Source organism: Shewanella putrefaciens (genome assembly GCF_016406305.1).
In the GTDB taxonomy this organism is placed as follows: domain Bacteria; phylum Pseudomonadota; class Gammaproteobacteria; order Enterobacterales; family Shewanellaceae; genus Shewanella; species Shewanella putrefaciens_C.
On sequence record NZ_CP066369.1, the window covers coordinates 792,851 to 815,930 of the forward strand.

16 protein-coding genes and 1 tRNA gene are annotated in these 23,080 nt (G+C 46.4%); 7 read left to right on the forward strand and 10 right to left on the reverse strand.

What is annotated here, in order from left to right:
* Positions 1-45: 45 nt before the first annotated feature.
* The 3 genes from JFT56_RS03480 to fusA all read left to right on the forward strand — a co-directional run bounded on the left by JFT56_RS03480 (position 46) and on the right by fusA (position 8,913).
* Positions 46-4,599, forward strand: a complete 4,554-nt coding sequence (locus tag JFT56_RS03480) for a biotin carboxylase N-terminal domain-containing protein (RefSeq protein ID WP_198782328.1) — start codon at positions 46-48, stop codon at positions 4,597-4,599.
* 271 nt (positions 4,600-4,870) lie between these two features.
* Entirely contained in the window at positions 4,871-6,322 is a 1,452-nt protein-coding gene (locus tag JFT56_RS03485) for a diguanylate cyclase (protein ID WP_198782329.1), read from the forward strand.
* Between the two features lie 497 nt (positions 6,323-6,819).
* Positions 6,820-8,913 carry an elongation factor G gene (fusA, locus tag JFT56_RS03490; protein ID WP_198782330.1) on the forward strand — a complete coding sequence of 698 codons (2,094 nt, stop codon included), beginning with the start codon at positions 6,820-6,822 and terminating at the stop codon, positions 8,911-8,913.
* Between the two features lie 122 nt (positions 8,914-9,035).
* On the opposite strand, the gene JFT56_RS03495 is transcribed toward fusA, so the two are convergent.
* A complete protein-coding gene (locus JFT56_RS03495) occupies positions 9,036-9,923 on the reverse strand; it encodes a LysR family transcriptional regulator (protein WP_198782331.1) in 888 nt (295 codons plus the stop codon).
* A gap of 93 nt (positions 9,924-10,016) precedes the next feature.
* On the opposite strand from JFT56_RS03495, the gene JFT56_RS03500 reads away from it, so the two are divergent.
* A complete protein-coding gene (locus JFT56_RS03500; protein ID WP_198782332.1) occupies positions 10,017-10,169 on the forward strand; it encodes a hypothetical protein in 153 nt (50 codons plus the stop codon).
* Positions 10,170-10,387: 218 nt separating this feature from the next.
* Here the strand turns inward: JFT56_RS03500 and napB are convergent, their stop codons facing one another.
* The 7 genes from napB to JFT56_RS03535 form a co-directional block, all read right to left on the reverse strand.
* Positions 10,388-10,819, reverse strand: coding sequence for a nitrate reductase cytochrome c-type subunit NapB (napB, locus tag JFT56_RS03505; protein WP_198782333.1), 432 nt, complete (start codon positions 10,817-10,819; stop codon positions 10,388-10,390).
* Complete coding sequence (gene napH / locus JFT56_RS03510; RefSeq protein ID WP_420136012.1) at positions 10,816-11,820, reverse strand: quinol dehydrogenase ferredoxin subunit NapH; 1,005 nt, start codon at positions 11,818-11,820, stop codon at positions 10,816-10,818. The genes napB and napH overlap by 4 nt, the downstream gene beginning before the upstream one ends.
* Positions 11,817-12,551, reverse strand: coding sequence for a ferredoxin-type protein NapG (gene napG, locus JFT56_RS03515; protein WP_198782335.1), 735 nt, complete (start codon positions 12,549-12,551; stop codon positions 11,817-11,819). Before napG ends, napH begins: the two co-directional genes overlap by 4 nt.
* A 51-nt stretch (positions 12,552-12,602) precedes the next feature.
* Complete coding sequence (gene napA, locus JFT56_RS03520; RefSeq protein ID WP_198782336.1) at positions 12,603-15,083, reverse strand: nitrate reductase catalytic subunit NapA; 2,481 nt, start codon at positions 15,081-15,083, stop codon at positions 12,603-12,605.
* On the reverse strand, positions 15,080-15,364 hold the full coding sequence (locus tag JFT56_RS03525; RefSeq protein WP_198782337.1) for a chaperone NapD: 285 nt from the start codon (positions 15,362-15,364) through the stop codon (positions 15,080-15,082). Before JFT56_RS03525 ends, napA begins: the two co-directional genes overlap by 4 nt.
* 286 nt (positions 15,365-15,650) lie before the next feature.
* Positions 15,651-15,737 (reverse strand) — tRNA-Leu (locus tag JFT56_RS03530).
* A gap of 147 nt (positions 15,738-15,884) precedes the next feature.
* The gene (locus tag JFT56_RS03535) at positions 15,885-17,474 is read right to left on the reverse strand and encodes a bacteriohemerythrin (protein WP_198782338.1); all 1,590 of its coding nucleotides are present in this window, start codon (positions 17,472-17,474) and stop codon (positions 15,885-15,887) included.
* A gap of 287 nt (positions 17,475-17,761) precedes the next feature.
* Here JFT56_RS03535 and JFT56_RS03540 point away from each other — a divergent pair, with 287 nt between their 5' ends.
* Complete coding sequence (locus JFT56_RS03540) at positions 17,762-17,893, forward strand: DUF3149 domain-containing protein (protein ID WP_007644900.1); 132 nt, start codon at positions 17,762-17,764, stop codon at positions 17,891-17,893.
* 125 nt (positions 17,894-18,018) lie between these two features.
* On the opposite strand, the gene JFT56_RS03545 is transcribed toward JFT56_RS03540, so the two are convergent.
* Positions 18,019-18,630, reverse strand: a complete 612-nt coding sequence (locus tag JFT56_RS03545) for a superinfection exclusion B family protein (RefSeq protein ID WP_198782339.1) — start codon at positions 18,628-18,630, stop codon at positions 18,019-18,021.
* A 169-nt stretch (positions 18,631-18,799) separates the two neighbouring features.
* Here JFT56_RS03545 and JFT56_RS03550 point away from each other — a divergent pair, with 169 nt between their 5' ends.
* On the forward strand, positions 18,800-20,440 hold the full coding sequence (locus tag JFT56_RS03550; RefSeq protein WP_198782340.1) for an ATP-binding protein: 1,641 nt from the start codon (positions 18,800-18,802) through the stop codon (positions 20,438-20,440).
* 57 nt (positions 20,441-20,497) lie between these two features.
* On the opposite strand, the gene tcdA is transcribed toward JFT56_RS03550, so the two are convergent.
* Positions 20,498-21,304, reverse strand: coding sequence for a tRNA cyclic N6-threonylcarbamoyladenosine(37) synthase TcdA (tcdA, locus tag JFT56_RS03555; RefSeq protein WP_198782341.1), 807 nt, complete (start codon positions 21,302-21,304; stop codon positions 20,498-20,500).
* Positions 21,305-21,733: 429 nt separating this feature from the next.
* On the opposite strand from tcdA, the gene JFT56_RS03560 reads away from it, so the two are divergent.
* Entirely contained in the window at positions 21,734-22,798 is a 1,065-nt protein-coding gene (locus JFT56_RS03560; RefSeq protein WP_198782342.1) for a porin, read from the forward strand.
* The last annotated feature ends 282 nt before the right edge of the window (positions 22,799-23,080 follow it).

The window sequence follows — 23,080 nt, forward strand, 5'->3', positions numbered from 1 at the left end:
ATTTATTGGCTAAAAATTTTCAGAGGCTAAGCAGAGGATCTTTTGATGACCAGCAATAATCAGCCCACACACATGACTCAAGCCCAAACGCCCGATCCGCTTTTTTTACAAGCCGAGCATTTGGCAAAGGATTTTTCTCTGTTTCCTAAACACAGTAAACAGAGCTTATCAGATGAAATTAAAGGTCTTTTAAGCGAAGATGCCATTCAGGCAAACTTGAAAGACTTGGCATCTTTAGATGTTGATGGTTACGTTGCGAAAGTGATCCAGCCGACCCAAGATAAAGGTCGTCCGGGGGCTAAGCGTATCATCGCCGATCTTAAGGGCCGTTTGATTACTGAAACTCACTTGGGCTCTTTTTATAGTGCTGAGGTCGAGTTGAACTTTGGTTCACGCACTCGTCGTATTGGTTTTATCGCCCAAGAGCGCACTACCGCAAACGGTGCTTGGATGCCTGAGCATCATTACGCCGCCTGTAAGGCGATTCGCCATTTTGCCGAATTGTCTATGCCAATTATCTATTTAATTGACACCCCAGGGGCGGATGCGGGCGAAATCGCCAACAGCCAAAACCAAGCCCATTCTATTTCTAAAGCCATCGCAGAAAGCGCCAACGTTGACGTACCGACAGTCGGTATCGTTATCGGTGCCGGTTACTCTGGTGGTGCGATTCCATTAGCCGCGGCCAACATTCTGTTGTCACTGCGTGATGGTATTTTCAACACGATTCAACCCCAGGGTCTGCAAAGTATTGCCCGTAAATACAATTTATCCTGGCAAGAATGTGCTAAATCGGTGGGCGTATCGCCAGAAGAGCTTTATACCTCGGGTTGTATCGACGGCATTATTGACTTTTCACCGAGTGATCGTGATGAGCGTCAGCACAATTTACGCCGCGCTATTATCAGCAGTATCGAAGCCGTTGAACGTGCAGCAATGAATTTTGTGCGTGAATCGAGTGATTTACGTGAGCACTATGACCGTAGTTTGGCGCGTTTCCTCAATCCATCGAAGAATCTGATGGCCTTGGAATTGAACGCTGAATTGGCCGTAGCCAGCAGCCCAACCATGCATCTAAACCTGTTTGGTAGTGCGTACCGTTACCTGCGTTATTTAACGCTACGTAGCCGTATCCATTCAATTTCCCAGGAGCAGTATGGTCGTCTGTCCCGTGCGAGTGTGCCAGAAGGTGACTTGTTAGCACGTATCCAACAGGAACAGGACCGCGTATTCCAAGCTTGGTTATCAAGCCCCGATAAATTGGTTTACGACGAAGACTTAAACAAGCTGTGGGCGAACTTTGTTACTAAGCGTGATGAAGTGTCGACCGAGCGTAATATGCTGACCCGTTTGATTTTGGGTGAACCGAAAGAAAACTATAAAAAAGCGCGTAAGGCCTTGTTATTTAACATTGGCTGGTCTTTGTATCACCGCTGGAAGAGCAATGCGGCAAACAACTTCAAAGGGCTTATTCAGCACTTAGAAAATCTGCCAAAGTCAGTGACTCAAGCAAAATGGCCTGAGCTAAATCAACTGACGGTTCTCGATGTAGTAGTGAATGAAGAACTGCGTGAAGACTTTATTTGGCAATGCCATAACATCCTGATTTTTAATGCCTTGTACGACAACGTCGTCGGCAGCTTAGCGTCAATCGCTAAAGAAGCCATGATGTCGAAAAGCCTTTCCCGTAACTCAGTAAACAATTTGCTGCATAAGTCGATTGACCATGCGTTGTCGACCCAAGATACGGCAAATGATAAAGCCAAATTCTACAAGTGGCTCAAATACTTTATGGGTCAATCTAACCGTGCCGATCTATTGGTGCGCGTAGAGCAGTGGAAGAGTGTGGGTTTCCCGCAACTTAACGACAGTTTATTCGTAGTATTGACTTACTTCTTCGAGCGTTTGTTACCCGAGTATTTTGACAGCGAAAGCGATACCAGCAAGTACACTGGCGCGATCAACCCTGTGCGTATCGGTCGTCGTAAGGACTTCTGGAACCGTTTGACCATGGGTTATCAGGATCTGTTAATCCAGAAAGTGCTGCGTGACGAAAAACGTGCCGGCAATATGACCTGGGAAAATATCATCAAGCAATTCTTTACCCGCTTCGATGAGATCAATGGCGACAAAATGTCGGCTAACCTGCTGAACTTCCCTGGTTTCCGTTTATCGATTGAAGACGCATTAGACAAAGGCATTCGTCCTTGTGGTCTGATCACGGGTATTGCTGATTTTAAAGAAAAAGGTCAAAAAGTCCGTGTGGGTGTGGCTGTCTCTAACACCGCATTCCAAGCGGGTGCCTTCGATATGGCGAGCGCCGAGAAATTCTCTGCACTGTTGATCGAGTGTGCTAAACGTAAACTCCCTGTAGTGTGTTTTATCAGCTCGGGTGGTATGCAGACTAAAGAAGGTGCTGCGGCGCTCTTCTCTATGGCGGTAGTGAACGACCGTATCACACGTTTTATTCGTGATAACGAATTACCAGTGTTGATGTTTGGTTTTGGCGACTGTACCGGTGGTGCACAGGCGAGTTTTGTGACTCACCCATTAGTGCAAACCTATTATTTGTCAGGTACTAACATGCCATTCGCAGGTCAAATGGTGGTACCGGCATATTTGCCATCGACTGCGACTCTGTCTAACTACCTGTCTAAAGTGCCAGGAGCAATGGCGGGCTTAGTCCATAACCCATTCAGCACAACCTTAGATAGCCAGTTGGCGAGCATAGATCCTTTGATGCCAATGCCTACGGCTAAAATTAACGACATTATCATCAACGCACTGTCGAGACTCGTGGTTGAAGCGCCAGTTGAAGATGATGTGATCGTCCAAAGCGATCCACGCAAGCTGATGAAGCCAATCAACAAAGTATTGGTTCATGCCCGTGGTTGTACCGCAGTGAAGCTTATTCGTAAGGCCCATGATAATAATATCAATGTGGTATTAGTGGCGTCGGATCCGGATATGACTTCAGTGCCAGCGGATATGCTCAAAGAAACCGACAAGTTAGTGTGTCTCGGGGGTAATACCTCGGACGAAAGTTACTTGAACGCTTACTCAGTGCTGAAAGTGGCCGAATACGAGCAAGTCGATGCACTGCACCCAGGGATTGGTTTCCTATCCGAGAGCCCACAATTTGCGGCCTTGTGTGTGAATAACGGCGTTAACTTTGTTGGTCCTAGCGTGCATTCAATGACGACTATGGGTAATAAATCGAACGCGATTAAAACATCACAAGCGCAAAACGTGCCAGTAGTACCAGGTTCACACGGTATTCTGACCAACGCCGAGCAAGCGGTGAATGTGGCGAGCGAAATTGGCTATCCAGTGCTGCTTAAAGCGGTACAAGGCGGTGGCGGTAAAGGTATTCAGGTCGTTAAACGCCCTGAGGACATGATTGGATTATTCCAAAAGACGGCTACCGAAGCGGCTGCGGCCTTCGGTAACGGCGATTTGTACCTAGAAAAATATGTGACTTCACTGCGTCATATCGAAGTGCAATTACTGCGTGACAAGTTTGGCAACGCCAAAGTGTTAGGTCTGCGTGACTGTTCGGTACAACGTAACAACCAAAAAGTCGTTGAAGAATCTGGCTCAACCATGCTGCCAGAAGAGCTTAAAAAGCAGGTATTGGCTTATACCCGTGCTTTAGGTGATGCGACCGACTACATGGGCGCAGGTACCGTCGAGTTCATCTATAACTTAGATGCAAACGAAGTGTACTTCATGGAAATGAACACCCGTCTGCAGGTTGAGCATCCAGTGACTGAAGCGACTTCTGGCATAGATATCGTGAGTGCACAGTTTGATATCGCTGCGGGCCGCTCGATTGAGCACTTAGAGCCGAAAGAAATTGGCTATGCGATGGAAGTGCGTGTAACGGCTGAAAAGGCCGCGCTCGATAGCCATGGCATACTGCAGCTGATCCCTAATCCAGGCAAGATCACCGAATGTGTGTTCCCTGATCATCCGGATGTGGAAATTATTTCAATTGCAGCGCCAGGCAAAGAAGTTTCGCCATACTACGATAGCTTGATTGCGCAGATCATTATGCGCGGTGAAAACCGTGAAGATGTGATTGCCAAATTACATGCTTATCTGGATAGCGTAGTGCTGAAAGGTATCGCGACAAACATTCCGTTACTTAAGCTCATCTTAAATGACGGCACCTTCAAGGAAGGCGTATACGACACTAACTACCTGCCACGCTTTATGGCTGAGCTTGATATTCCTGCGCTGATCGCAGAAATGGAAGCCGCGGCAGAAACCGTAAGTGTCGATACTGAGTCCCTACGTGTGGGTGAAAGTAACGAACTGAAAGTGTTAGCCCAAGGCGCGGGTATCTTCTATACCTCTCCTGCACCGGGTGAGCCTGATTTCGTGAAAGAAGGCGATATTGTTACCGTTGAGCAAACCTTAGCGTTGACAGAAGCGATGAAGATGTTCTCACAGGTCAACTTGGCCGGCTTTAACCGCCAGGGCGCCGTACTCTATCCTGAGGATCAGAAGTATCGCATCGAGCGCATCCTGAACAGCAATGGCCAGCAAGTGTCCCAAGGTGATTTACTGTTTGTGGTATCACCGGTAGAAGCTTAAGCAGGCAAGTGTCCCAAGGTGATTTACTGTTTGTGGTATCACTGGTAGAAGCTTAAGCAGGCAAGTGTTCCAAGGTGATTTACTGTTTATGCTATTATCAACAGTAGAAGCTTAAACATTCTAGCCGAACGTTATTTAATACCCGCCAAGTTGGCGGGTATTTTTTTATCTGCTCATTAAGGCGATTGGGAGCCGATTGGTATTATCCCTGCATCGCATATACACTTTTAAATCTAAATCAGCTAAGTCTTGCGTTTACTTGAGAATATTGATGAATAGTCGGTATTGGTTGCTAGCCTTGTGTCTGTTTTCACCTTTGAAGGCACATGCCGAGCACTTGGAGCCCACCTATTTAAGGGGGACACAGGAAAGTGCCGAAACCAGTGAAATGGTTGTTCGCTATTGCGTTGATCCTGACTGGTTGCCCTACGAGGCCATTCGTGACGGCAAGCATGTGGGAATCTCCTCCGACTATATCCAATACATTCAATCCCACTCGCCATTAACATTCCGTTTAGTGATCACTAATTCCTGGAGCGAAACCTTGTCCTTCTTGAAGGATGGGCGTTGTGACTTGACTCCATTACTGAATAAAACCGCTTCGCGGGAGCAATATTTGCACTTTAGTCAGGTGTATTTCCGCTCTCCTAATGTGCTGGTTTCGCTGAAAGAACAACCATTTTTGCAGGGGTTTGACAATATAGGTGGGCGTACTTTAGCTGTGCCTAAGGGATATCGATTGGCGGAATATATCCATCATTATTATCCCCAAGTTCGGACCATCACAGTGGATAGTGAACCTGAGGGGCTTGAGGCTGTGCTTGCTAAACGAGCGGATCTGTTTGTGGGGTCAATGTATTCCGTAAACGCCTATATCCAGCAAACGGGTTTTAATGACCTTAAAATTGCCGGTTGGGGTGGGCCTGAGGATGAATTACGCATAGGGGTCAGTTTAGGAAATGAGGCATTGTTGCCAATCATCAATCGAACCCTAGAGGCTATCGATGAACTGGAACGGATTGGGATTTATCGAAAATGGAATAATGTCACTATTATCGATGAAACCAATTATTTACTGATTTATCAAATTATTGCCGCGACCTTGCTTATAATCTTTATCCTTGGTTCGCGTACTTACTTAATGAGTCGGTATAACCATAGATTAACCGATAAGAACCAACAGCTAGAAAGATTGCATCAGCAACTTGAGGAGAAGAATACCGAGCTGGAGTTTTTATCGACCCACGATCCCCTGACCAAGCTTTACAACCGACATTACTTCAATCGACATTTTATGGATGATCATCGGGTATCTGAGCAGGTGGATCCCGGAATGTGCCTAGTGATGGTGGATATCGACTATTTTAAAGAAATTAATGACACCAACGGGCATACCATAGGCGATAAAATTCTTATCGAACTCTCAGTGCTGTTGCAACGCTGTGTGCGTGATAGCGATGTGGTCGCGCGTTGGGGCGGGGAGGAGTTTGTGATCCTTTGCCATCAATCTTCTATCCCCTTGGTGCAATCATTATGTCAAAGGATTGCAGGGACGATAAGGGAACATGAATTTAGTGATGGCGTACGTTTAACCTGCAGTTTTGGCATAGCAAAGCTGGTGGAAAATGAGCCGATGCAATCCTGTTTCGAGCGAGCCGACAGGGCGTTATACCAAGCTAAAGTGCAAGGCAGAGACCGAGTTTTTGTCGACGAAGTGCCCTAAGTTCTGAAAATTTAACGGCAATCTGTGCTTTATACCCAAACAAGCTTGAAACTCGTATCTTCAGGTTGCTTGGGTATCGCATCGACATTGGCCATTTTAATTAAGTGAACCCGCATTTATCCGATTAATTGACCCGAGTTTAATGTTAATTGGTTATCGTTGTCGTAGCGGGTAGAGGGCATTGGCAGTTGTTTTAGTGCACCCGTAGGCGATAAAAGATGGGAAAAACGTCAATATCATTTGAAATCCACTATTTTCTAAGGTTTTTATCAATTGTTTGAAATTTAAGCTAAAGTATTTTACTTGGTTGTTTTTATATGTTTTTCTTCGAATATTTTTCAATTTTACCGCCACTTTATTGTGAAAAAGTGCAAGAGCCATTTGCGCAGAGCTAGGTTCCAATTTACAATATGCGCCTAAAATAATCTGATGTGCGGTGTGTCGGTTGTTTGTCGCATACTCCGTCTACTTCTTAAACTAATCATTAAAGTTGAATCATGACCGAATTATCCAAATACAGAAACATTGGTATCTTCGCTCACGTTGACGCGGGTAAAACCACGACCACCGAGCGTATCCTCAAGCTAACCGGTAAAATCCATAAGTTAGGTGAAGTTCACGATGGTGAATCAACAACAGACTTCATGGTTCAGGAAGCTGAGCGTGGTATTACCATTCAGTCTGCTGCCGTAAGTTGCTTCTGGAAAGATCACCGTTTCAACGTTATTGACACCCCTGGGCACGTTGACTTCACAGTTGAAGTTTACCGTTCTCTGAAGGTGCTTGACGGTGGTATCGGCGTATTCTGTGGTTCTGGTGGTGTTGAGCCTCAGTCAGAAACTAACTGGCGCTATGCTAACGAATCTGAAGTTGCTCGTATCATCTTCGTAAACAAGTTAGACCGTATGGGTGCTGACTTCCTACGCGTTGTTAAGCAAACTAAAGACGTTTTAGCGGCTAACCCATTGGTTATGGTTCTGCCAATCGGTATCGAAGACGAATTTACCGGTGTTGTTGACCTGTTAACTCGTAAAGCTTACGTGTGGGATGATTCTGGTTTACCAGAAAACTACACAGTAACAGACGTTCCAGCTGACATGGTTGATCAAGTTGAAGAATACCGTGAAATGCTGATCGAATCTGCCGTTGAGCAAGATGATGCTCTGATGGAAGCTTACATGGAAGGCGAAGAGCCATCTATTGAAGACCTGAAGCGTTGTATCCGTGCGGGTACTCGTACTATGGCATTCTTCCCAACATACTGTGGTTCTGCGTTCAAGAACAAAGGTATGCAACTGGTTCTGGACGCTGTTGTTGATTACTTACCAGCGCCAAACGAAGTTGATCCACAGCCTTTAACTGACGAAGAAGGTAACGAAACTGGCGAACACGCTATCGTTTCTGCCGATGAGCCATTAAAAGCGTTAGCGTTCAAGATCATGGACGACCGTTTCGGTGCCCTGACCTTCGTACGTGTTTATTCTGGCCGTTTGAAGAAAGGCGATACCATTCTTAACAGTGCAACTGGTAAGACTGAACGTATCGGCCGTATGTGCGAAATGCACGCAAACGACCGTATCGAAATTGAATCAGCTGAAGCTGGTGACATTATCGCTATCGTGGGCATGAAGAACGTGCAAACTGGTCACACTCTGTGTGATGTTAAGCACCCATGTACCTTAGAAGCCATGGTGTTCCCTGAGCCAGTAATCTCTATCGCTGTTGCGCCAAAAGATAAAGGCGGTAGCGAGAAGATGGCTATCGCTATCGGTAAGATGATCGCTGAAGATCCATCTTTCCGCGTAGAAACCGACGAAGATTCTGGTGAAACCATCCTTAAAGGTATGGGTGAACTTCACTTAGATATTAAAGTAGACATCCTGAAGCGTACTTACGGTGTTGAGCTGATCGTAGGTGAGCCACAAGTGGCCTACCGTGAAACTATCACTCAAATGGTTGAAGACCAATACACCCACAAGAAACAATCTGGTGGTTCTGGTCAATTCGGTAAGATTGAATACATCATCCGTCCTGGTGAGCCAAACTCTGGTTTCGTATTCAAATCTTCAGTTGTGGGTGGTAGCGTTCCTAAGGAATTCTGGCCTGCAGTTGAGAAAGGTTTCGCGAGCATGATGAACACTGGTACTATCGCTGGCTTCCCAGTGTTAGACGTAGAGTTCGAATTAACTGACGGTGCATACCACGCAGTTGACTCATCAGCTATCGCGTTCGAAATCGCTGCTAAAGCGGCATTCCGTCAGTCTATCGCTAAAGCTAAGCCACAACTTCTTGAGCCAATCATGAAAGTTGACGTGTTCAGCCCAGAAGACAACGTGGGTGACGTGATCGGTGACTTAAACCGTCGTCGCGGTATGATCAAAGACCAAATCGCGGGTGTGACTGGTGTTCGTATTAAGGCTGACGTACCGTTATCAGAAATGTTCGGTTACATCGGTTCACTACGTACAATGACTTCTGGTCGTGGTCAGTTCTCTATGGAGTTCTCACACTACACGCCATGTCCAAACAGCGTATCTGAAAAAGTAGTTGAGCAAGTTAAAGAGCGTAAAGCTGCTGAAGCTAAGAAGTAATTCTTAACTCAACACCAATAGAGACCGCTGCTAAGCCCTAGGCTAGCAGCGGTTTTTTTATGGGCGATACAATCTGGTAGACGGTAGACGGTAGACGGTAGACGGTAGACGGTAGACGGATTCTAGGATTCGGTCTTTTGTTTACTTAATTCCAGCAAGGCATTGGCCGCGGGAGTTAAGGGTAAACTCTGGCGCCAAATCAGCGCTAAGTCCCAGGTCATTGCAGGTTGCATTGGTTTGAAGACGAGTTTACTGGTGCTCAATCTATGGCATATAGGCTCAGGTAGAATCGCGACGCCCATGTCGGCTTCGACCATAGCCGCAAGAAAGTCCCATTGGCCGCTACGGAACGCGATATTCAATTGTACTCCCGCCTTGCGACTCAGCCGATTGATTAACTTAGCGAGGGAGAAGTCTTCGTTATAGAGAATAAAAGGATAGGGCTCAAAATCCTGCCATTTGATCTGGGGCTTATCGGCCAAGGGATGCCCTTCTGGCACGCAGGCGAGTAAAGGATACTTAGTGAGGGGTTGATTCACCAGTTCGACTTCATGGGTGGTTGGCAGCGCGGTAAAGGCGATATCTAAGCTGTTATTCAGCAGCGCCTGCTCACAACCAAAGCCGCCGTATTCATACATTTGCAGTTCGATGCCCGGGTAGCGCTTACGGAAGCTGGTAAGTAGACCGATAATCAGGCTGCTCATCATAGGGCATACGCCTAATCTTAATCTGCCGGTTTTAAGACCACTCAGGTTACTCATATCCTCTTGCAATCTATGCCATTGGCCCAATATTTCCCGGGCGCTGTGCTCAAATATCTGGCCCGCTTGGGTGAGTTCAACCTTTTGATTATTCCGAATAAGTAACGTCTCCCCTAGGCTCTCCTCCAGCCTTTGGATGATCTTGCTCAGCGTCGGCTGAGTGATAAAACATTTTTGGGCAGCGCGGGTGAAGTTTTCTGTCTCCACTAGGGTCAGAAAACACTGCAAGGTCTTGATTGGAATATTCATGCTTTAATGGAATCCATTGTATGGCGTTAATTCATTTTACTGATGATGGCCTAAGTATTACTTTGAGCTTGTTAACAAAACAGGGGAATACCGATGAAATCAAGTTCAAGTCTATGGGTAGGTGCTTTGTGGCAGGCGGCTATGCCAGTTGCAAAGGAAGTGCAAAAAGCTAAAGCGGCGCAAGCGACACAAACGGCTCCAGCGGGTGGTTTGCACAAAGCAAAACAACAAGTAAACCCAGCCTAGGCTGGGTTTCTACTTTTAAGCCTTCTTCGATTCCTACGCGCTTTTTCCTATCTCATTTTCGCTTCCTGACTCTCACATTTTCCGGCACTTTATGCCCAAATGCGGCTATTTCTTTAATGCTCATTTTGCAATGCTTATTGTTCAAGGGGCAGTTACAAATACTGAGAAAGTAAAAAGCCACTGGGTGAGCAGTGGCTTTGCGGGCAGGGGAGTAGAGTTTATTGGTTTGAGAATTTATTCTCGACTAAGGGCGTCTTGTTTTCCGCCTGTGCTACGTGGCACTGGGTACAGAAATAGTTATGACCCTTAACTGTGCCTTTATCATCAAGCACATGGGATTGAGCCACAGGAGTTGCCTTCATGCGTTTGGCTTTATCCCAACTATGGCAAGTTAAGCAGCCATTTTTATCTAAGGTGATTTTGTAATCGTCCTTATGGGGGATAAGCGGCGGTTGATCGCTAAAGCTACGCGCTAACGCGGTTCCACGACTTGGATACACTGGCATAGCATCGGCCGGGCGGATATCGGTTACCGCGCTATCGCCCGCGAGGGACTTGATATTAACGGGCGCTGGATGAGTGTCCGTTTGCTGGCCTGAGCAGCCGCCGATGGCTAATACAATCGCAGCTAAGGTGAGTATTTTTTTCATTGGTCATTCTCCGCCTTGGGGGCAATGTGTTGACGAATTAGTGAAGAGGTAGATGGCGACTGACTATCGGTCGAGTCACCTGGATTAAGTTGAGCCTTAGCGTCAGTAAAGCGTGTTTGATAGCGAAATACGCGTTTAGCGCAGACATCGATACAACGTCCGCATTGGGTGCAATCAGGGCTTAGGATGATGGGATTCGCCCCCTTGAGTGCTGGTTTTAGCACTTGTCTTTCGGGGCAAACCGCAAAACAGTCCATGCAGTTGTCACAGGCACTGGCCTTGCTGGCGACGATCTTAATGGGGCTCCATTTGCCGACTAAGCCAAATAAGGCTCCCGTTGGGCACAGGTGACCACACCAAGCGCGCTCGGCGATAAACAGATCCAGCAGAAAAATTGCTACTAAGATCCATAAACCACTGAGGCTGCCAAATAGCACGGCGCGATAGACTAAGGGCACGGGATTAATCCATTCCCAAATTAAGCTGCCCGTGAGCAGGGGCAATAACAGCACGAGCGCCAGCAGGTAGTAACGTAAATTGCGCGGTAACTCGCTGGTGCGAGGAAGCTTGAGTTTACGTCTGAGCCAGCTTGCCATGTCGGTGACGAGATTGACGGGACACACCCAACTGCAGAACACACGGCCACCGGCTAGGGCATAAAACGCTGTCACTAGGCCCGCGCCGATTAATAGACTGAGTTCTGGAATATGTCCTGTTAACAGCAATTGCAAGCTCACTAGCGGATCGGCCAAGGGAATCGTATCGAGCAGTAAGCTGGCCGATAAATTGCCTTTAAATAGCCAAATCCCCAGTAGCGGCCCCAGTGCAAATAAGCCTAACAGTCCTAGTTGCACAGTGCGGCGTAGCAGCAAATATTTGTGTGCACCAAACCAGCCGAGTTCAGCAATGGCTGCGGCATGCTCACCTTGTATGTGGGCTTTGGCTTTTGAGTTCACTGTCTTATTACTCATCGGCTTATTGCTTATCGGCTTATTGCTCATAACATCAGCCCCTTATTCAACATCTCTAAGGTGGTTTCCTCGGTGTTGATATAAGTGTCATGCGCCGCTGCTTTACCGAGCGCCAGTGCGGTCGGCAATACCTTAATTGCGGCGGTATCGAGCACGCAGGCGTGCTCGCATTTACCACAACCTGTGCAGGTATCGCTGTTGACTGTGGGTAAAAACATGGCGTGGTGATCGCTCTGGCTGTTGCGCTGGCGCTCTAAGGTAATGGCATCATCGATTAACGGACACACCCGGTAACAGACATCACAGCGTAATCCCTTAAAGTTAAGACAGTTTTTTTCATCGATCAGTACCGCAACGCCCATTTTTGCATCGTTAATGTGTTCAAGCTGAGGATTAAGCGCACCCGATGGGCAGGCTTTTATGCAGGGAATATCCTCACACATTTCACAGGGAATGCGCCTTGCGGTAAAAAACGGCGTGCCAGTGGCGGCGCCATCGAACCAACGTGCCAGCGATAGCGTGTCGTAGGGGCAAGCCTCAACACATAAACCGCAGCGCACACAGGCCGAGATAAAATCGCTTTCTTCAAGGGCGCCCGGCGGTCTGCAAGCTTGGGAGGCGAGCTGGCCTTGGCTTTTTGCCGTTGCCGTTAAACCTAACCCCACGAGCCCCATTACACAGCCAGCCTTAGCCGTCGTTGCCAAAAACTGGCGACGGTTGACTTGTTTGGCTGTGAATGCACTCTTAGCTTGCTGACTCACCTTAGACTCCTTAATTGCTATCAAATAACGCAAACGCTATCAAATGAGGGCTTAGGCCTTCATCACTTTTACGGGGCACTTCTTGTAGTCAGTTTCTTTTGACAGTGGATCGGTAGCATCCAGAATCAACTTGTTGACTAACTGACGCGCATCGAAGAAGGGCATAAACACCACGCCGCGTGGTGGTTTGTTACGGCCTTTAGTTTCGACCCGAGTTTTGACTTCACCACGGGGTGAGGCGACGATCACTTCATCACCCCGTTGTACACCACGGGCCTTGGCATCCTCTGGATGCATAAAGATTTGTGCATCGGGATAGGCGCGGTAAAGCTCAGGTACTCGGGCGGTCATCGAACCTGTATGCCAGTGTTCGAGCACGCGGCCAGTAGACATCCACAGATCGTATTCCGCATTAGGCTCTTCCGCCGCAGGCTCGTAGGGCAGGGCGAAAATCACCGCTTTGCCATCGGGTTTGCCGTAGAACTTAAAGCCTTCGCCAGCTTTAACATAGGGATCGCTACCTTCAACGAAACGGCGCAGGGTTTCTGTGCCATTGACCACAGGCCAGCGTAGGCCGCGGGTTTCGTGGTAACGGTCAAAGTCGGCTAAATCATGGCCATGGCCGCGACCGAAGGCGGCATACTCTTCGAAGATGCCTTTTTGTAGATAGAAGCCAAAGTGTGCGCTTTCATCGTTTAAGTCGCCCTTGCAATCGGTAGTCGGGAACCTGTTGATGACGCCGTTAGCAAACAGCACTTCATAGAGGGTCTTGTCAGCGAATTCGGGCTGTTTGGCGATAAGCTCAGCGGGCCACACTTCTGACACTTTAAAGCGTTTTGAAAACTCGACTAATTGCCACAGATCCGACTTAGCACCTTCAGGCGCTTTAACCTGTTGATGCCACATATGGGTGCGGCGCTCGGCGTTACCGTAGGCACCTTCTTTCTCTACCCACATAGCCGTTGGCAGAATTAAATCAGCCGCCATGGCGGTGACCGTTGGGTAAGGATCGGATACCACGATAAAGTTTTCAGGGTTACGGAAGCCTGGGTAAATTTCATCGTTGATATTCGGGCCGGCTTGCATGTTATTGGTACACATAGTCCAGTAACAGTTTAGCTTACCGTCTTTTAGCATGCGGCTTTGCAGCACGGCATGGAAGCCAGGTTTAGGTGGAATCGTGCCTTCTGGAACCTGCCACATTTTTTCAGTGATGGCGCGGTGTTTATCGTTGGTCACTTCCATATCCGCGGGTAAGCGGTGGGCGAAGGTGCCGACTTCACGGGCTGTACCACAGGCTGAAGGTTGGCCTGTCAGTGAGAACGGGCTATTACCCGGTGTGGCGATTTTGCCTGTGAGTAAGTGGATGTTGTAGAGCATGTTGTTTGCCCACACGCCACGTACGTGCTGGTTGATACCCATGGTCCATAGACTCATGATCTTCACCTTAGGATCGGCATAGGCCTTGGCTAAGGTTTCTAATTTTTCAGGCTCTACACCACTCATCTTCGCCGCATATTCCAGCGTATAGGTGCTGACAAACTTAGCGTATTCTTCGAAGCTGATAGGGCTGGATTTACCATTGCCAGGGTTTTTGGCTTTCTTCTCTAATGGATGATCTGGACGCAGACCATAGCCGATATCATCCACACCTAGGGCAAACTTAGTGTGTTTAGTTACAAAGTCGGTATTTACGGATTTGTTTTGGATGATGTAGTTGGCGATATAGTTGAGGATCACTAAGTCAGATTGTGGGCGGAACACCATAGGGTTGTCCGCTAAATCGAAGCTACGGTTTTCGAAGGTGGAAAGCACGTGTACGCGGCAGTCTTTGTGGCTTAAGCGGCGGTCGGATAAGCGTGCCCACAGGATAGGGTGCATCTCGGCCATGTTGGCGCCCCAGAGCACAAAGTGATCGGCGGCTTCTAAGTCATCGTAACAGCCCATAGGCTCATCGATACCAAAGGTGCGCATAAAGCCACCCACGGCCGATGCCATACAATGGCGGGCGTTAGGGTCGATATTGTTGGTTAAGAATCCGGCCTTATGCAATTTAGAGGCGGCATAACCTTCCCAGATAGTCCACTGGCCTGAGCCGAACATACCGATAGAAGTGGGGCCCTTGGTGGCTATGCTGTGTTTCCATTTAGCGGCCATGGTATCGAAGGCGACATCCCAACTGACGGGCGTAAATTCACCTTCTTTATGGTATTTGCCGTCTTTCATCCGCAGCAGCGGTGTGGTTAATCTGTCCTTGCCATACATGATTTTTGACAGGAAGTAACCTTTAATACAGTTTAACCCACGGTTAACTGGGCTTTCAGGATCGCCTTTAGTGGCAACCACTTTACCCGCTTTGGTACCGACTAATACGCTACAACCCACACCGCAAAAACGGCAGGGCGCTTTATCCCACTTGATATTATCTGACTCGGCGGCTTCAACCATTTTCACGGGAAGCGTTACGCCAACGGCCGTCGCAGCGGCAACCGCTGCGTTAGCCTTGAGAAACTCGCGGCGGCTAATGCTCATAGTGTTTCCTCACTCTCTTTTTCTAACAGTTCTTGTTCTAGGGGTTCTACTTGGTGGTAAATCAAACTGGCGGATAACACGCTGGACAGGGCATTGATGGCTTCAACGTTGTCGAGAATGGCTTTTTGGCTATCCCCTTCGAGGGTGACAACCAATTTACCTTCGGGTGTCACGGCATGAATATCGCAGCCTGATAACCCCGCAATATTGGCTTCAACCTGTTGCAAAGCATTGGGGGCTGCATGTACCACAAGGCTGGTGACATGGTATTCCTGACTCATAGCGGATGACCTTTAAGTGGTATTCACTCATTTACTGGAGATAAAAAACGGCGTAGCTGAGTGTTGATACTAGCGAGTCTAGACCTGATAAAAATTGTGGGTATACCTCCGAAGGGGTATTGAAAGGGATAGTCGATCCGGATCAAAGTTTTACGCGTGATCTAACTCTCAGTTTGAAATTTAAGCAGTCAACCCCCTTGGTATACAAGGAGTGTTTGCACTATCGAAGGGGAATTTTAGAGACAAAAAAACCGACACTAAGGTCGGTTTGTATCTCTTAAAGAGATGGTACCAGTGGCCAGACTCGAACTGGCACGCTTTTAAGGGCGGCGGATTTTGAATCCGCTGTGTCTACCGATTTCACCACACTGGCATTGCTAAATTGCACTTAGATTCAACAAAAACAACTGGCTGGCTCTAAGTGCTGGGAATTATACATTTGCCCGTGACAATGGCAAGCCCTTTTAAGGGGGCATGTATGCAAATTATATTTAACCGCTCAAAAATCAGACTCTTGAATTTACTCCGCGCCATGGGAAAGCAAAAACTGCGTGTATTCCTTATCGCTTTTCTGAATATGATTAACCAGCCAGGACTTCAAGAAGGCCATGAGTTCATCGGCAACATCTTCTCCTCTGCCAACCCGCTTCTGGAAATCAAGCACTTGAGCTACAAGTTGCCCGTGCTTCTCTTTATGGCTTGCGGTTTGGGGATAACCAAAACGAGCAAATAACTCTTCCTCATAGGAAAAATGGTTTGCGGTGTAATCCACCAACCCTTGAACTATGCGTTTTATTGCCTCAAGACCATAGGCTTCACTTAAGGTGCGGTGTAGTTCGTTAATCAGTGAGACTAAACGCAGGTGCTGACGGTTAATTTCAGGCATGCCGATATCAAGCTCGGGCCCCCATTTTACAAAGAGTTTGCTCTGTGCTTGGCTGGAGTTAAATAAGTGGGCATCTACATGGAATCGATGTAATAGGGAGCCAATCTCCTGCGACATATTATAAATCTTCAGACTCGATAGATTAGTGTCGTTGGTATGACGGGCATTTTTTAACGCTAACTCGGCCATTACACTGATATTTTTGTTAATTTCCTCTGCAACGGCATGCTGTTGCTCTGAGGCTGTGGCGATTTGATGGGACATATCGGTAATGGCTTCGACCTGGGTGACTATATCACCGAGGGCGGTGTGGGCTTGTTCCACCATGAGCGCAGTTTCGTCGGCAATGGTGACATTTTTCAGCATCACTTCAACACCTTGGTTGGCTCCCTTCTGTAAGGCGGCAATCTGTTGCTGGATTTCGACCGTGGCTTCGGATGTTCGTTTGGCGAGATTACGGACTTCATCGGCGACAACTGCAAATCCACGGCCATGCTCACCGGCTCTAGCGCTCTCAATCGCCGCATTTAAGGCGAGCAGATTAGTTTGTTCGGCAACTTGGGAGATGGTTTCTATAATGCTGCTGATGTTATTGCTATCGGCAGCCAGATGTTCAATGACGCTTTTAGTTTGGTGAATTTGTTGGGTCATATCTTTGATTTTATGGACGATAGTTCCCATTATTTGATCGCCGTGTTTTGCTGAGCTTTGTGCTATATCGGCCGCCTGTGCTGTGCTTAGGGCATTTTGTGACACTTCTTGCACCGTTGAAACCATCTGCGTCATTGCCGTTGCGGCAAGTTCAGTCTGACGCTCTTGCTCTAGTACACCTTGTTTGGCTTGATCACTGATCTGTTTGATATCGGAAGCGACCTTTTTCATCCATTCGCTAGTGTCTACCAGCGATAAAATGGTGCGGCTCACGTCTTCTCCCATTCGATTAATGCTATGCACCACGCTAATAAACACCCCAGCCTCTTTTTCATCGAGCTGATAGCTCAAGTCACCATCACCTAAATGGCGGGCGGCATGTTCGAGCAGGCCTAAATTACGGATGAGTTTATTGATGTTAAAAATCAGAATGATGGCCAGTGCTAGCAAGCAGAGGAGGGCAACAATATCTTGGCTAATCACTAAACAGTACAGAGGATAAATCAGTAATATCAGTGGTGCGAAAATGGAACTGTATCCCATAGTTCCCTTTTGTACGCGGCTGTTGGCCATTTGGGGGCTCCTTCAAAAATGTGCTCTGGCCTAAATTTAGGCACAGATCTTAGAATCATTTTGCAATGGATATGACTAATCCTAGTTGCTAACTCAATAAGAAACAAAACCAAATCCCTTGAACTGGTACCTAATTTATCGGGTGCTAAATTTGACACCTATCACATAGTTAAGCGAGAGTTGCAATTTTGTTTACTGGTGTCGAATTTTTATTGATCAGGATCAGTTTTTTTATTGCAGAAGACAGCTAATTTAGAGGGGACTTCACAGGAAAGAGGATTTCAATCATGGCATTTTGGTTAGATTTAATGTTTGGTAACCCTATAGGTTTACTCTCAATGATCGTTATCTTTAGCACAATAGGGATAGTCTCATATATCACTTGGATGTTTATTGTGAAGTCTGCACAACAGCCGTAGTTTTTGCTTCCATTTGTTTATTCTGTTCTTTGTAAAAATTGCACATTATTATGGGGGTTTGGATACCCCCATTTTTTATATTTGAATTTTTACCAACCATTCCAATAGTTTAGTCTAGGCTCTGACTAAGCCGCATGTTTGCGGTTCTGTACTAATCCATTCAAAAATTGTGGTCGCGCCTTAATCAAATGCTGCATTTCTTCTTGGCTTGGTTCACCTGCGGGCAGGCGTAAAACATCACGATTGAGATACATACGTGCTTTCATTGCAATTTTGTAATCTGCCGTTGGACCTTGAATCGCGTAATGACGCTCATTGCCAAGGTGTTCCAAAATACAAGCATTGAGTAAGCTCTTTACCGCGGGTTCATTTTGCGGCAGAGTCAAAATGGTGGCGCCCTGTAAGAAGAACTCGCGCAGTAATGCTCGTTCCGCACGGTCCAGAAGGTTAACTTTGGCTTCAATGGTCTCTGTGATGCGTTTATCACTCAAGTGACGGATCGATTCATCTAAGCCCAGATTTAACAACTGGCTAAGGAAATACGCGATAGCGATAATCAGACCTAGGCCGATAAAGTGGGCGTGTTCCGGCACAAATTTATCGAGGGCCAGAATAGCTAACGCATTGGATGGAATCGATAATAAGACAGCACAGCTCACCATTAGCCAGAGCATGACTCTAAACATCATTTTCTTAGGACTAAAAAACTTAACTGAATCCAGCTTGAGTTTGAACATAGTGTTATCCCTGTGACAAAAAATTGAACCTGTTGATGAGTAAGCAAATTTAATGCCATAACTAAAGTAAGACTTTCGGGATATTTCACCTCGAGAAAATGCACAATTTTAGACATGGAGTCTATGCTTATAGGCATCTCAAGCCGCTATTGCATATAGAAAATTTAAGATGCTGACATTCTTTAGCCAATTTATTAAAAGCCCCATAGGCAGGCATCTCACCCTGTCTATTATCCTCTTTAGCTCATTAATCACATTAATGACGACGGCTTACCAGCTTGTGAATGATTACCGTGGTGACGTTAGCCGTATCGATAGAGTCTTTTCGAATATTGAAAAAGCCAACCTCGATGTGCTGGCGGCGAGTATTTGGGTTATTGACGAGAGACTGATCAATACCCAACTGAATGGTTTAATTCAACTGCCTGATATTAATTACATTTCAATAAAAGACGACAGTGGCCAATCCTGGAGTTCAGGTAACTTAAAGCAGGATCACGTACTCGATAAGCGCTTCCCTTTAGTCTATAAATCCCCAACGGAGAGCATTAACGTGGGGACGCTAGAAGTGCAAGCCGACATGGATGCGATTTATCAGCGTTTGTACGATAAGGCGATATTGATCTTGCTATCCAATGCGATAAAAACCTTTTTAGTCGCTGGATTTATTCTCTTTTTGGTCTGGTATAACATCACTAAGCATTTGGACAAACTCAGTAATTATTGTAAACGCATTAATCTTGACGCTGACTACGAACCACTCCAATTTGAGCGTAAAGAAAGAGTCGATGAGTTTAAACAGGTGGCCGATGCTATCAATAGCATGCAACATCAACTGCGCAGCTCTTTTGACGATCTTAAAAACTCTAAATCCGCGTTACAAACTGCCCTAGAAGACCGTGAACGCTTACTCAAGTTGGAGCGCAGCTATAAAGAAGAGTTGGCAAGGCAAGTCAAAGAAAGGACTCTGGAATTAGAGCAGTCTCTCACTGCACTGAAGCGGGCCCAGCAGGTATTGGTCGAGCAGGAAAAAATGGCGGCCTTGGGTGGATTAGTCTCTGGGGTTGCCCATGAAATTAACACGCCAATCGGCATATGTTTGACGGCTGCAAGCACGCAGTTAAACCATATCGAAGAACTGATAGAGCTTATTCATAGCGATCAAGCCACACTCGATGAGATCAATGCTATTTTGGATGAGTATCAAGAAAGCTGTGAGCTTATCGTCCGTAATATCACTAAAGCCAGCGGCTTAATTCAAAAATTTAAAACGATTGCCATCGACCGCAGTCACGAAGAACATCAATGCGTTAATCTAAAGGAGCAGTTGAACGAGATTTTAGAATCGACCTTGATCATGCATCCCAATGTTAATGCCAAAACACAGATCACTGTGGAACCGACATTAAACATTAAAACAAATATTAGCTTACTCAATCAAATGGTTAGCAATATTTTATCCAATGCTTTCACCCATGCGTTTCAAAATAGGGAAGATAATCTCGTTGATATCAGTGCGGATATTGATGATAACTATGTCACTATTAGCGTTCAAAACAATGGATTAGCAATCCCTGCCGAGGTTGCCGAACATATGTTTGAACCCTTTTTTACCACCAATAGGAATAAAGGCGGTACGGGTCTGGGTTTATCGGCAGCCTTCAATGCCGCCACTTTATTGAAAGGTACTATGAGTTATCAGGCCGACTCGACCCTCGGTGGAGCGCAGTTTAATATTCGTTTTCCCTTAGTGCCCTGTGAGTTTGTACAACTGGCGACAAGCAGCACTGGCCATCGGCACTCGCTCTAATATCGCTTTCACGCCAGAGTTGGACCAGTGTTGGGAGCGTGCTATTTTGAGATAATGCTATGATTCATTAGCAATTTGTGCCAATCGTGCCAGTACACGACTCGCCGCGACAAATCCAAAGGTACCCGTCACCATAGTGACAGCGCCAAAACCTGAGGCGCAGTCCATACGCATAGTGCCATCGGCCGTTGCCTTAGTGCTGCAAACAGAGCCATCGGCTTGGGGATACACTAATTGCTCACTGGAAAATACGGCATCGACGGCGAAACGGCGTTGCACATTTTTTGAGAAATTATATTCGCGGCGCAGGAGGTTGCGCACCTTTGCCAGCAAGGGATCTTGATAGGTTTTAGCAAGGTCGGCCAGTTGGATTTGAGTCGGATCCGTTTGCCCACCGGCTCCACCAACGGTAACGATTTTGATTTTTTGACGCTTACACCAAGCGATCAGTGCCGCTTTCTGCTTCACCGCATCAATACAGTCAACAACATAATCAATATTGCCGCCCGCCTTGGGGCCGAGCAAATAGTCACCTAGATTATCTAGGGTAATAAAATCTTCTATTTCATTAACTTGACAATCTGGATTGATCTCACGGATCCGCTGCGCCATTACAGCCACTTTCGAGTCACCAATGGTTGAAGCCAGCGCATGGATTTGACGATTGGTGTTAGTGACACAAATATCATCTAAATCAATCAGAGAGATTTGGCCTATGCCGCTACGCGCTAAGGCTTCAGCGGCCCAAGTGCCTACGCCACCAATACCAATCACTACTACATGGGACTGGGCAAATTTTGCTAGCGCCTTTTGCCCGTACAAACGGCCAATTCCGCTAAAGCGATTTTGATAGGCTTCAGTCATAAATGCGTACCTTATATTGACCTAATAACAGCAAACAAACCCACTTTACTCACCTTGGGCTACGACCTAAAACACACTAGGGCACACTAAAAATGCGCCGTGGATTCTAAACGATTTAGCGTGAAAATCGAAATCAATCTCCCAAATCAACATTAAAGATGCAGAGCGATACGAATGCCGTGCAAATGTAATAAATGAAGACCGGCTGCATGGTGCTCGGGTTATTCTGGTAAAAAAGTCATCTAATCATTGTTTTTTCTATGTAAAACAATATGTTGAAAACCGCCCTGTTTTAATGAAAGTTGATCCAGATCACGCTTTTCATTCAAAAGCCTGTGCACACTTCGCTGCACAAAAGCTTAACCACGTACTGCGGATAACCTCGTTTAACCGCGCATAAAACAGCGACATAAGAACAGGAAACTGAAGATGAAAAAGAATCTGCTCACGACGGCTATTACCTCTTGCCTCGCATTTTGCTCATTCACTGCGCTCGCGGACGGTCCAGAGTTTTATGGCCATGCTGATTTGAGTATTACTGACTCAGAGAAAGGTTATGCCACCCAAAATCAAAAAGATGGCACTGTGCTTGAAAACAACTTCTCTTGGGTAGGTGTAAGGGGGTCTGAAACCGTAAGCCCCTATTTTGACATCATTTACCAAATGGAGTTTGGTGTTGATAACTTTGATAACTCGAATAAAACCTTTAATGCTCGTAACACTTTCCTTGGAGTTAAAAGTGTAGCGGGTACGGCGTTAGTGGGTCGTAATGACACCGTCTTTAAGGCTGCTGAAGGTGGCTTCGACCTTTTCGGTAACACCAATGCCGATATCGATTTGTTGGTTGCAGGGCAAACACGTTCGGCCGATGGCATTTCTTACTACTCTCCTAAAATTGCCGATTTGATCACCCTAAACGCGACTTATCTAATGAGCGATAACTATGATCAAGTAGATAGCAATGGCAATGATGTCTACAGCAAAGATCAAATGTACGCCCTGAGCGCTACCTTAGGTGATAAAAGCTTTAAAACACAAAACTACTATGTTGCCGCCGCATACAATGATGGCATTGAGAACGTAGAAGCCTATCGCGGAGTCGCTCAAGTCAAGTTTGGTGATTTGATTTTAGGGGCGTTATATCAGCACAGCGAACATGTGGATGATAAATTCTCCAATCTGTCCGGTGACACTTACTTTGTTAACGCGGCCTACCTGATTGGCGATCTTAAATTGAAAATGATGTATGGCAAAGATGACTCGGGTTTAGGTAAATATGTGAGTCGTTATGTGGGCGATCAGAATAATGCAGGGTTAGAACAAGTGAGTGATGTTGACCTGCAACAGCTCAGTGTGGGTGCCGATTACCGACTTAGCACTAATACTATGGTCTATGGTCATTACACTCGCTTTGATGGTGACCTTATGTTAGACGGTACTTTGCAAGACCTAGATGACAATATCTTTACTGTTGGTTTACGTGTTGATTTCTAAATAGATTATTTAGCTTAAACCGAAATTAATTTTGATAAAAAAGCGGCTTATGCCGCTTTTTTTATTGCTAGCTTTGCAAATCCCACTCATTGAGCCCCTATATGGCAAACTTGCTACAGTATTAGTATATGCTACAGTTAGCCTCGCCGACTCACTTGGGCCTTGGCGCCTAATCTACCTCTTTAGTAGTAAGTGAAACACGCCGTTTTACCACTTTCATGTCAATTTGCGGTCGAGATATACGGAAATATCCTAAAAAAGCCCGAATGCGGACAAGGAGAG